We start from the raw sequence: 11,227 nt of genomic DNA, 5'->3' as shown, positions 1-11,227 counted from the left end.
GTGTGGTTTTTCTATCAAGACCCGGCCGCTGGCCGGGTCCATCCCTGAACGGACTTGTGGTTATTTATGGAAAAGTCGAAGTTGCGCAAAGTCGGTATGGGGTTGGCGTTGGCGGCGGTGGCCGGGTTGGTGCTGTACACGGTGCAGGCCCCGGCCGAAGCGCCGAAATACCAGACAGCGCCGGTCGAACGCACGGACATCGAAAACACCGTGCTCGCCACCGGTTTGCTGGAAGGCGTCAAGCAAGTGGATGTCGGCGCGCAAGTGTCGGGGCAGTTGAAGTCGCTCAAGGTCAAGGTTGGCGACAAGGTGAAGAAGGGCCAATGGCTGGCGGAGATCGACCCCTTGGTGCTGCAAAACACCCTGCGTCAGGCGCAGGTCGATGAAGAAAACCTGCAAGCGCAAAAGCGCGCCACGCAAGCCCAGCTCAAGCAGACCAAAGCGATATACCAGCGCTATCAGAACCTGCAGGAAGACGCTTCGATCTCGCGTCAGGATTTTGAAACCGCGCAATCGAACTACGAGGTGCAGCAGGCCAATCTGTTGTCGCTGGACGCGCAGATCAAAAGTGCGCACATCCAGATCGATACCGCCAAGGTCAACCTCGCGTACACGCGGATCGTCGCGCCGATCGATGGCGACGTGGTCGGCATAGTCACCCAGGAAGGCCAGACCGTGATCGCCAACCAGTTGGCGCCGATCCTGCTGAAACTGGCGGATCTGGACACCATGACCATCAAGGCGCAGGTCTCGGAAGCGGACGTGATCCATATCGCGCCGGGACAGCAGGTGTACTTCACCATTCTCGGTGAGGACAAACGCTACTACGGCAAGCTGCGCGGCACTGAGCCGGCGCCGCAGAACTTCCTCGAAACGCCGCCGGCCGGTACGCCGAAACAAAACACCGCGGTGTTCTATAACGCGCTGTTCGAGGTGCCCAATCCCGACCATCGCTTGCGCATCTCGATGACCGCGCAAGTGCGCATCGTCCTCGATACCGCGCAATCGGTGCTGACGGTGCCGGTGGCCGCGCTCGGCCCACGCAATGCCGATGGCAGCTTTCCGGTGCGGGTGCTGGACGCCAAGGGCCAGGCGCAGTCGCGCAACGTGCAGACCGGGATCAACAACAACGTCAAAGTGCAGATCAATCAGGGCCTGAATGAAGGCGAGCGGGTGGTGATCGGCGATCCGCTGCCCGCCGTGGCGGGGGCTTGAGCATGACGCAGCCGTTACTGCAACTGGCCGGCATCACCCGCAGTTTCACTGCCGGCGACCGCGAGTTTCTCGCGCTGAAGGACATCAACCTGACGATCAACGCCGGAGAAATGGTGGCGATCATCGGCGCCTCCGGCTCCGGCAAATCAACCCTGATGAACATCCTCGGCTGTCTCGATTACGCCACCGCCGGCAGCTACAGGATCAACGGTCAGGAGACCCGCGACCTCGACGATCAGGCGCTGGCCGAACTGCGCCGCGATTACTTCGGCTTCATCTTCCAGCGTTATCACTTGCTGCCGCACCTGAGCGCGATGCACAACGTCGAGATGCCGGCCATCTACGCTGGGATTCCGGCGCCGCAACGCCACGCCCGCGCCCGTGAGTTGCTGGCGCGGCTGGGCCTCGACGGGCACCTGACGCATCGCCCGAGCCAGCTTTCTGGCGGTCAGCAGCAGCGGGTGAGTATCGCCCGGGCCTTGATGAATGGCGGTGAAGTGATCCTTGCCGACGAACCCACCGGCGCCCTCGACACCGCCAGCGGCAAGGAGGTAATGCGCATTCTGCTGGAGCTGCACGCAGCCGGGCACACGGTGATTCTGGTGACCCACGACCCGAAAGTCGCGGCCAACGCCGAGCGCATCATCGAAGTCAGCGACGGCGAAATCCTCAGCGACCGGCGCAACCAGCGCGACACCGGGCAACTGTCGGACGAAGAGCAGGTGCCGGCCAAACCACCGGCGACCCGCCGCCTGGTGGCCAGCCTCGGGCTGTTCAAGGAGGCCTTCAACATGGCCTGGGTGGCGCTGATTTCGCACCGCATGCGCACCTTGCTGACCATGCTCGGGATTGTCATCGGCATCACCTCGGTGGTGTCGATTTCGGCGATCGGTGAGGGTGCGAAAAACTACGTGCTCAAGGACATTTCGGCGATCGGCAGCAACACCATCGACATCTATTCCGGCAGCAGTTTCGGCGACAAGCGCGCCGCGTCAATCGAGACACTGGTGCCGGCCGACGTTACCGCGCTGAATCAGCTGTATTACGTCGACAGTGCCACCCCGGTGGTCGGCCGCAGCATGCTCCTGCGTTACCGCAACATCGACCTCGACGCGCAGATCAACGGCGTCAGCGACCAGTACTTTCAGGTGCGCGGGATCAAACTGGAGGCGGGCATTACCTTCAGCGAAAGCGATGCGCGGCGCCAGGCGCAGGTGGTGGTGATCGATTACAACACCCGGCATCGGTTGTTCGCCGAGGGTGTCGATCCGCTGGGCCAGGTGATCCTGATCGGTAACCTGCCATGCACGGTGATCGGCGTGGCCGCCGAGAACAAGAACCTGTTTGCCTCGGGCAAAAACCTCAACGTCTGGGTGCCCTACGAAACCGCCGCCGGCCGGATCCTGGGCCAACGCTTCCTCGACAGCATCAGCGTACGGATCAAGGACGGCCAGTCGAGCAAAGTCGTGGAAAATCATGTCACCCAATTGCTGCTGCAACGCCACGGCATCAAGGATTTCTACACCAACAACCTCGACAGCGTGATGCAGACCGTACAGAAAACCAGCCGCTCGCTGGCCTTGCTGCTGTCGCTGATCGCGGTGATTTCGCTGGTGGTCGGCGGCATCGGGGTGATGAACATCATGCTGGTGTCGGTCACCGAGCGTACCCGCGAGATTGGCATTCGCATGGCGGTCGGCGCACGGCAGTCGGACATTCGTCAGCAGTTTCTGGTGGAGGCGGTGATGGTCTGCCTGCTCGGCGGGGCCATCGGCATTTCCCTGTCGTACGCCATCGGCCACCTGTTTTCGCTGTTCATCAAGGAATGGGAAATGGTGTTCTCCATGGCCTCGGTGTTGACGGCGGTGATCTGCTCGACGCTGATCGGCATCGTCTTCGGCTTCGTCCCCGCGCGCAATGCATCGCGCCTGGACCCGATCGAGGCGTTGGCGAGGGACTGATTGCCGGAGCTGATTGGCCGGGCTCGTGCCTGAAGCGCACAAATCGAAAGGGACGGGTCACGACCCCGTCCCTGTTTTTCGCCCTCAATCCAACTGTGGCTGGCTTGCCAGCGATGACGGCCCACAAACCGACCGACCTCTCAACTGAATGCCCTCAATCCAACTGTGGGAGCTGGCTTGCCAGCGATGACGGCCTACAAGCCGACCAACCTCCCAACTGAATGCACTCATTCCAACTGTGGGAGCGAGCCTGCTCGCGAAAGCGTCCTGCCAGACAAAATCAAAACAACAGAGCAAACGCCGCACATAAACATAACCCCGCAACCACGTTTAAAGTACACGAACCGTTACGCCATACCGGCTACAACGCCTTGCGCCGTCACCTACGCGTACGCCAGAATCCGCCGGCTTACACGGCTATGGGGCGGGCTATATCGTTTCCCGGTCACTGAAAATCAGTGATCGGGTTTGGTAGCCCGTCTGTAATAGCTGTATGGCAACACTATGCAGTCCCTTTGCGGGGCTCGGTTTTATGGTGGTCATGCGTGGGGCTCATTCGTGAGCGCCGGGTTCCTATTGCAGCCGGTCTACCAACCCGCGTATGGCCACCACCCCTCGTTTGGTAGCGAGAGTGATGGCTCCTGAATAACTGCAATAGGAGTACATCCATGTTCAAAGCCACACCCAACCCCCCAGACACCTCAATCCCGTACGACCCAGCCCTCGACCCGCAGAAGATAAAAGCGGCCACCGACCGCGCCATCAACTTCTACCTCAACCCCGGCGCCCTGAAGATCTCGATCCCTTCAACACCCTCAAGCAAATCCAACAGAATCTTCCTCATCGACCCCACCGTGGACGAGGAAACCTTGCTCGTCGAAGCCTGCGAGTCCTTGGCAGCCGCCAGCGACATGGCCCGTGATATCGGCGACACCGTCGATCACCCACAGCGCCGGGCCATGCTGATGCTGCATCAGGTGATCATGCTCAGTGAACTGATGGTCAACCGGGTACTGGACGGCCGCCGCGTGCCGAACTAACTGCCCGGTCCTCTGTAGGAGCTGCCGCAGGCTGCGATCTTTTGATTTTGTTTTTCAAGATCAAGATCAAAAGATCGCAGCCTGCGGCAGCTCCTACAGAAAGTCATTCTTTCAATGTGCCTCGATCGGAGTTCCAGCTGATGCCCGAAACCCCACCCAATCCGCCGATCACAGAATCGGTATCGCCGTATGAATCCCACAACTCCAGGAAACTCCACGAAGCCGCCGAACGCGCCCTGGATCACTACCTCGCGCCCGCGCACATCATGGCAACGCCGTACAGCCCCAGCAGCATGTTCCTGGTCAACCCGCAAACCGACACCGAATCGCTGCTGGCCAACGCCTGTGAATCCCTGGCCTCGGCCACGGTCATGCTCGGTGATTTCGCCGGCACGCTGGAAGGGCCGGGTCGCAATACGGCGCTCGGCATTGCGCAAGTGGTGATGCTGGGGGAGTTGGCGGTGAATCAAGCGCTGGATAGAGTCATGCCGAAGGATTAAGCCGCCAATGTAAAAAAAACCGCCACCCGGTGAGGGCGGCGGTTTTTTTCTTCAGTGGCGGACTCAGGCCGCGCTGGTGGCGGTGGACGTGTCCTCCGGCGAGTACATCCAGCGCATCAACGAATGCCGGCCGCTGATTCCCAGCTTGATCGCGGCGCGCTTGAGATAGCTTTCCACCGTGTTGACCTTCAACTGCAATTGCTCGGCCAGCTCCGGCGCGGTACGCCCGGCGAGCAGGCCAATGCACACTTCGGTTTCGCGATTGGACAGGCTCAGGCCCAGTTGCTGTAAACGTTCGTTGAAGCGCAGTCGCAGGTTGTCCAGGCCCGGTTGCGCGCCGTCGGTGCCGGGCGACGGCTCTTCAGTGCCGGTTTGCAAGGGTTGCAGGGCGTGAATGTGTTTTTCCACCATCGGCAACAGCACCGGAGAGATGTCCTGCAACAAACTCTGCTCCTGGGCCGAGAACCGTTGCGACTGGTCGTTGCGATACACCGAAATCACGTAGCGGTAGCCGTCCTTGCGTCGGGTCAGGTGCAATTGTGAGGCGTCGGCGCTGGCGGAGGCGGGCGGGTCTATTGGCGCGCTCGAGCGTGCGGCAATGTGTTCGCAGAAGACCGTTTCAACCTGCTGGGCCGAGTCTTTGCCGGCTTCCAGCGGATTGCGATGGGCGGGGCGGCCCACCGGTTCAACGCGCATTTGCCGAATGTGCGTGGCGTCCACCGCCAGTTGCGTCTGGATCAGGTCATGCAGCATTCGCGGAAAGTGCCGGCTACCGGTGCTCGCAATGACTTTGCCGATATGGGGAAACAGGTGTGAGTTCATAAACATCATCCATGAATTGCAGGTGAAACAGTCCCGTTCCTGACCTGCGTCGAGCGTGTTCCCTGGTCGACGCAATGTCAGGATGTGGATCCTATCCTAGTACAACGTTTGAAAGACGGTTTAATGAAGGCGTTATCAGCTTATAACTTCACTCGATTTTTTCCGGCGCCACCACCCACACGCTGCATGGCATCTTGTACAGCAGGTGTTCGACGGTGCTGCCGATCAGACGGCCCACACCCCGGTGGGCGATGCGGCCCATGACGATCATGTCGATGTCATAAGCATCGGCGTAGCTGGCCAGTACCTTGGCCGGGTCGCCCAGGATCATGTGCTGGTTTTCTGCCGGAATATCGTTGCGTTCGGCCAGCTCACGGAACGCTTCGCCCTGGGCATCGAACAGCGCCTTGGCGGCACTGGAGGAAAAGAACGCGGAGGCGTGATCGAAACCGAATTCGGCGGCGCTGAGCGAGGTCAGGTCATGGGCGTAAATCACGTCGAGCTGCGCATTACACAGCGTCGCCAGTTTATCGGCCTCGTACAGGATCCGGTCGTTCAGACCTTGGTACTGACCATCGCGATGGAACGGGTCGACCGCCGCGACAATCCGCCGTGGCAGCGCGTGTTGCACATGGCTGACGAAATGCAGCGGCACCGGGCATTCGCGCAGCAGGTGCACATCCAGCGGGGTGAACATCAGGCGCGACAGCAGTGATTCGTGCTCCAGTGCCTTGATCAGCGCCGTCATCGGTTGTTCGCGCAGGTGAATGAGGATTTCCTGCAGCGGCCTTTCGACCCAGACCACCTCGGTGGTGACGTGCACCCCGAGTTTGCGCAATGGCCGGGCCTGATCCTCGAGCCATTGATGATGGCGTTCGATGTAGCCCAGGCGCATCTGTTCCAGCGCTTGTTCGTTGACCAGTCCGGCGGTCGCCAGGCCTTCCAGATAATCGAAGGCGACGATGTGCAACGCCGCGTCGGAGGCCTTGGCCAGCGCGGCGGCGCGCTCGAAAGCCGGGCTGTTTTTCATCAGGGGCGAAACCACCAGCATGAAACGCGATTGTTCAGACATGACAAATCTCCCGTGGTTGATCGCACACACGACGCGAAAGGGCGGCGTTGTGTTCGGGCCGTGAGCCTTGAGTCCATCGTGGCCCGGGCGTGGCGGGCGGGATTGATATTTGTCAACGGGGCGATTCACCCACACAGTCCATCGGACGTGCGGTAGGGGGTGGCTGTCCGGGATCCCGAGTGGGAGCGGGCTTGCTCGCGAAAGCGGTGGGCTGATCCGCAGATTGTTTGACCATTATCAACGTTGGCGCTGTGACGACGGCGCAGTCTTGAAGACATCTCAAGCTGCGACCCGCTCAGAGGATTTGATCATGACCATGATGAAAGCAGCGATCTTCGTCGAAAAGAACCGCATCGTGCTCGACGACAAGCCGATTCCGCAAGTCGGGCCACTGGATGCGCTGGTGCGCGTCACCACCACGACAATCTGCGGCACCGACGTGCATATCCTGCGCGGCGAATACCCGGTGGCCAAAGGGCTTACCATCGGTCATGAGCCGGTGGGCGTCATCGAGCGGCTGGGTTCGCAGATGCGTGGTTTCGTCGAGGGTCAACGGGTGATCGCCGGGGCTATCACGCCCAGCGGCCAAAGTTACGCCTGCCTGTGCGGTTGCGGCTCGCAGGACGGCCCGGACACCCGTCACGGCTTCAAGGCGATTGGCGGCTGGAAGTTCGGCAACACCATTGACGGCTGCCAGGCCGAATACGTGCTGGTGCCGGACGCCCTGGCCAATCTGTGCCCGATCCCCGACGGCTTGAGCGACGAACAGGTGCTGATGTGCCCGGACATCATGTCCACCGGTTTTTCCGGGGCGGAGCGCGGGGAGATCAACATCGGCGACAGCGTCGCGGTCTTTGCCCTCGGGCCGATCGGCTTGTGTGCGGTAGCGGGGGCGCGCCTCAAGGGCGCCACCACGATCATCGGCGTCGATGCCGTGCCCGAACGTATGAGCGTCGCCCGCCGACTGGGCGCGACCCATGTGGTCAACTTCAAGGATGGCGACGTGGTCGAGCAGATCATGGCGTTGACCGATGGCCGTGGTGTCGACGTGTCCATCGAAGCGCTGGGCACCCAAGGTACGTTCGAATCGGCCTTGCGGGTGCTGCGTCCCGGTGGTCGCTTGTCGAGCCTGGGAGTGTACTCCAGCGACCTGCACATTCCGCTCAATGCCTTTGCCGCCGGGCTGGGTGATTACAGCATCGTCTCGACCCTGTGCCCCGGTGGCAAGGAACGCATGCGCCGCTTGATGGCGGTGGTGCAAAGCGGCGCGGTGGATCTGTCGCCGCTGGTGACCCATCGCTTCAAACTCGATGACATCGAGGCGGCGTATGAGCTGTTTGCGCATCAGCGCGACGGGGTCATGAAGGTGGCGATTACCCCTTGAACAAGGGCCTTTTCCGATTCGACGGAGGCTTTTCGATGAACATTGATATCAGTGCAACGGCGGCGCCGCATGGCTGGGTGGTGTCGCTGGATGATTGTCGCGTGTACTTCAATCAATTGCAGGAGGCGCAGGCTTTTGTCAGCCGGCTCCAGGCCCGTATCGACGCGCCGCATCCCTGGCCACACGCAACTGAGCGTCAAATATTTACCCCACCCGCGCCGGCCAGAACCGTGAAGGCTGTTGCGGGCTGAATTCGATCCGCGCAGGGGTAAGGCAGGGCAAATCGACGATGAATGAATCCCTGGGCATGACGGGGGCGGCGGCTGCCTTGGGCATCGGCATGCTCATCGGTCTTGAGCGCGAACGGCACAAGGGCACGGGTGAGCGTCGAGGCAGCGCAGGTTTGCGCACCTTCGCGATCAGCGCGTTGCTGGGCTACGCCGCGATGGTGGTGGGGGCGGCGCTGTTGGTGGGGATTGTCGCGATCGGTTTGACCTTGCTGATCACCGTCGCCTATTGGCGCGGGCGCGATGACGACCCCGGCGTGACCAGCGAAGTGGCGCTGATCATCGTGCTCATATTGGGCGCGTTGTGCACACGCTCACCCGAACTGGCGGTGGCGATTGGCGTGGTGGTGGCGGGTTTGCTGACGTATCGGGAAAAGCTGCATGACTTCGCGATCACGCAGTTGAGCGAAACCGAAATGCGCGATGGCCTGATCTTGCTGATAACCGCATTGGTGGTGTTGCCGTTGACACCGGATCGCTACATCGGACCGTACGCCGCGCTCAATCTGCGCACCATTTGCACCTTGACGGTATTACTGATGCTGGTGGGCGCCGGCGGGCACATTGCCGTTCGTACGCTGGGCATTCGTTACGGCTACGTCCTCAGCGCCATCGCCTCCGGCTTCGCCTCCAGCACCGTGACCATTGCGACGATGGGCCATCGGCTCGCCCGGGAGCCGGCGAATCTGCGAATCCTCAGCGCGGCAGCGCTGCTGTCCAATCTGGCGACCATGGTTCAGACCGGGCTGATTCTCGCCACCGTCGATCCAGCCTTGTTGCGCAACATGTGGCTGCCGTTAGTCTGCGGCAGCGTGGCGACGCTGATCTACAGTGCTTGTCTGATGCTTCCCCGACCCGCCAGAGGAACTGAAAAGACGCTGTCGATAGGCGGTGCATTCAATTTGAAACTGGCCTTGATCGTTGCGTTGACCATGACCGCGATCACCCTTGTGTCATCGGCCATGCTCAGTCAATTCGGCCAAATGGGCGTGATGCTCACCGCCACCTTCAGCGGTTTCGCCGATGCGCACGCGTCTACCGCCTCGATCGCCGGGTTGGCCAAGGCCGGTCTGTTACCGGTGGAGGCGATTGTCGCTCCGGCGCTGATTGCGATCAGCAGCAACTCGTTAAGCAAATGCGTGGTGGCCTGGGTCAGCGGCGGCAGGCGTTTCGCGGCGATTGTCATCCCCGGGCAAGTGTTACTGACACTGGCGATGTGGGCCGGCACTTTGTGGCACTGAAATCCGGCGGCGCGGGTTTGAGGCAGAGCTGATCAAGATCAACTCGTCGGCAGCAGGAGCGGGCAATCTGGAGATCTGTTCACTCGATCCCGATGGCCGCCGTGCCGAGGTGCCCCATGTCGCAGACCCAACGCTTGTTGTTGATTGCTCCCCCTACCATGAGCCACACCCCGGCGTTCGAGCGTGCCGCCGCGTTGGCCGTCGCCATGCAGTTACCGTTGCACATCGTCGCCTTCGATTACCTGCAGGCGCTGGCGGTGGCGGGCCTGTTCGCCCCTGAACAAATCCGTCTGGCCCGGGACGGTTATTTGCGCACGCATCGCCAGTGGCTGGCCGAGCAGGGCAAATTGCTCGAACGGCATGGCATCCAGGTCACCAGTGAGGTGGTCTGGGTGCAACATCCTTACGAAGAAGTCCTGCAGTTCGTCAACGAAATGCCGTTGGCGCTGATCATCAAGGATGCGCAGCAGGAGTCGGCGTTGAAGCGGGTGTTTTACACCCCGCTGGATTGGCAACTGCTGCGCGACTGCCCGGTGCCGGTGCATCTGGTCACCGATGACGTGCATCCAAGGCCACGCAGTGTGCTGGCGATCATTGATGTACTGCGCAGTGAAGATCAGGACTTGCTGTTCAATGATCAGATTGTCGACGCTGCGGTGCGCCTGGCCGAGCAGTGTGATGCCAGGCTTGAGTTGCTGCATGTCTACGACTGGGCGGCGGTGTATGCCACGGACATGGGCTACGGCGCTTTGCCACTGGCCACCGGCATCTATGAGTCACTGGGCAATGCGCAACAGGAGGCATTTGCCGCCCTGGCCGAACGCCACGGTGTACCGCCGACCTGCCGACATTTTGTCGAGGGACCACCGGTGCCGAGCATTTGCGAGTTTGCCGCCGAACATCACATTGAGGTGATCGTGTTGGGCACGGTGCAGCACCACGGTTTGAACAAGTTGTTGGGCACCACCGCCGAACAGATCCTGCATCGCGCGCCGTGCAGTGTGCTGGCGATCAAACCGGGACATACCTTGCAATCGTGAAGAATCGCCCGGTGCCGAGTCGTTTTGCAGACTCGGCACCGGGCGATTTTTTACAGGTGAAGACGGTGTATGACCTGACGGCTGTCTTCAGGATCGTGGTGGGTTTCGAACTTCAGCGCCCGCGCCAGTTCGCGCATCGGTTCGTTGCTGGCAACGTCGACCGAATACATCTGGCGGAAGCCGTTCTGGCGTGCAGCCTTGATCAGATGCTCCATCAACAGCGTCCCCAGGCCCAGGTGTTGCCATTCATCGGCAACGGTGACGGCGCATTCGCATTCATGCTCGCCGGTGGCGGCATAACGGCTGATGCCGATTTCGATCAACTGGCCGTTTTCATGCACCAGCGCGATGAACGCCGTGCGCTGCCGGTTATCGGTGTCCATCAGTTGGTCGAGCATTGCCGGGCCGGGCTCGCTGATCTGCGCCAGAAAACGCATGTGCCGGGACTCGGGCGACAGGCGTTTGATGAACGCGTATTCACGCTCGCGATCCTTTTCCGCCAACGGACGGATCAACACATGACGCCCATCCTTGACGGCCTCGATCCAGTGTTGCCCGGAGACTGCGGCGTAGGCCGCCACGGCTCGATCGTTGTGGTCTTTGACTGTAAGCATGGGGTAATCCTCCATCCGGTTTGAAAGGCTGACGCGGGTTGAGCAACGGTT

The 11,227-nt window shown here is 61.1% G+C and carries 11 protein-coding genes; 8 read left to right on the top strand and 3 right to left on the bottom strand.

Annotation, left to right across the window (positions count from 1 at the left end; genetic code table 11):
• Positions 1-66 precede the first annotated feature (66 nt).
• The 4 genes from macA (at position 67) to GTQ41_RS15190 (ending at position 4,716) form a co-directional block, all read left to right on the top strand.
• Positions 67-1,215 carry a macrolide transporter subunit MacA gene (macA, locus tag GTQ41_RS15205; protein ID WP_041067195.1) on the top strand — a complete coding sequence of 383 codons (1,149 nt, stop codon included), beginning with the start codon at positions 67-69 and terminating at the stop codon, positions 1,213-1,215.
• A gap of 2 nt (positions 1,216-1,217) precedes the next feature.
• Positions 1,218-3,176 (top strand): MacB family efflux pump subunit, encoded by a 1,959-nt coding sequence (locus GTQ41_RS15200; protein ID WP_047293748.1) that lies wholly within the window; start codon positions 1,218-1,220, stop codon positions 3,174-3,176.
• A gap of 668 nt (positions 3,177-3,844) precedes the next feature.
• On the top strand, positions 3,845-4,216 hold the full coding sequence (locus GTQ41_RS15195; protein ID WP_047293750.1) for a hypothetical protein: 372 nt from the start codon (positions 3,845-3,847) through the stop codon (positions 4,214-4,216).
• 140 nt (positions 4,217-4,356) lie between these two features.
• Positions 4,357-4,716, top strand: coding sequence for a DUF6124 family protein (locus GTQ41_RS15190; RefSeq protein WP_047293752.1), 360 nt, complete (start codon positions 4,357-4,359; stop codon positions 4,714-4,716).
• 63 nt (positions 4,717-4,779) lie between these two features.
• On the opposite strand, the gene GTQ41_RS15185 is transcribed toward GTQ41_RS15190, so the two are convergent.
• Positions 4,780-5,538: a helix-turn-helix transcriptional regulator gene (locus tag GTQ41_RS15185; RefSeq protein ID WP_047293753.1), complete on the bottom strand. Its 759-nt coding sequence runs from the start codon at positions 5,536-5,538 to the stop codon at positions 4,780-4,782.
• Positions 5,539-5,686: 148 nt separating this feature from the next.
• Entirely contained in the window at positions 5,687-6,610 is a 924-nt protein-coding gene (locus GTQ41_RS15180; protein ID WP_047293754.1) for a universal stress protein, read from the bottom strand.
• A 310-nt stretch (positions 6,611-6,920) separates the two neighbouring features.
• Here GTQ41_RS15180 and GTQ41_RS15175 point away from each other — a divergent pair, with 310 nt between their 5' ends.
• From GTQ41_RS15175 to GTQ41_RS15160, 4 genes are all read left to right on the top strand, one after another.
• The gene (locus tag GTQ41_RS15175) at positions 6,921-7,994 is read left to right on the top strand and encodes an NAD(P)-dependent alcohol dehydrogenase (protein WP_047293755.1); all 1,074 of its coding nucleotides are present in this window, start codon (positions 6,921-6,923) and stop codon (positions 7,992-7,994) included.
• Between the two features lie 35 nt (positions 7,995-8,029).
• Entirely contained in the window at positions 8,030-8,245 is a 216-nt protein-coding gene (locus tag GTQ41_RS15170) for a hypothetical protein (protein ID WP_047293756.1), read from the top strand.
• A gap of 38 nt (positions 8,246-8,283) precedes the next feature.
• The gene (locus GTQ41_RS15165) at positions 8,284-9,522 is read left to right on the top strand and encodes a DUF4010 domain-containing protein (protein WP_047293758.1); all 1,239 of its coding nucleotides are present in this window, start codon (positions 8,284-8,286) and stop codon (positions 9,520-9,522) included.
• 116 nt (positions 9,523-9,638) lie between these two features.
• Complete coding sequence (locus tag GTQ41_RS15160) at positions 9,639-10,562, top strand: universal stress protein (protein ID WP_047293760.1); 924 nt, start codon at positions 9,639-9,641, stop codon at positions 10,560-10,562.
• A gap of 50 nt (positions 10,563-10,612) precedes the next feature.
• Here the strand turns inward: GTQ41_RS15160 and GTQ41_RS15155 are convergent, their stop codons facing one another.
• Positions 10,613-11,176, bottom strand: a complete 564-nt coding sequence (locus tag GTQ41_RS15155) for a GNAT family N-acetyltransferase (protein WP_041074987.1) — start codon at positions 11,174-11,176, stop codon at positions 10,613-10,615.
• Positions 11,177-11,227: the final 51 nt, after the last annotated feature.

Origin of the sequence: Pseudomonas sp. AN-B15 (assembly GCF_019056475.1) — a bacterium.
In the GTDB taxonomy this organism is placed as follows: domain Bacteria; phylum Pseudomonadota; class Gammaproteobacteria; order Pseudomonadales; family Pseudomonadaceae; genus Aquipseudomonas; species Aquipseudomonas parakoreensis.
The sequence above is the reverse complement of the archived record's forward strand: the minus strand, read 5'-3'. Positions and strand labels throughout refer to the sequence as shown.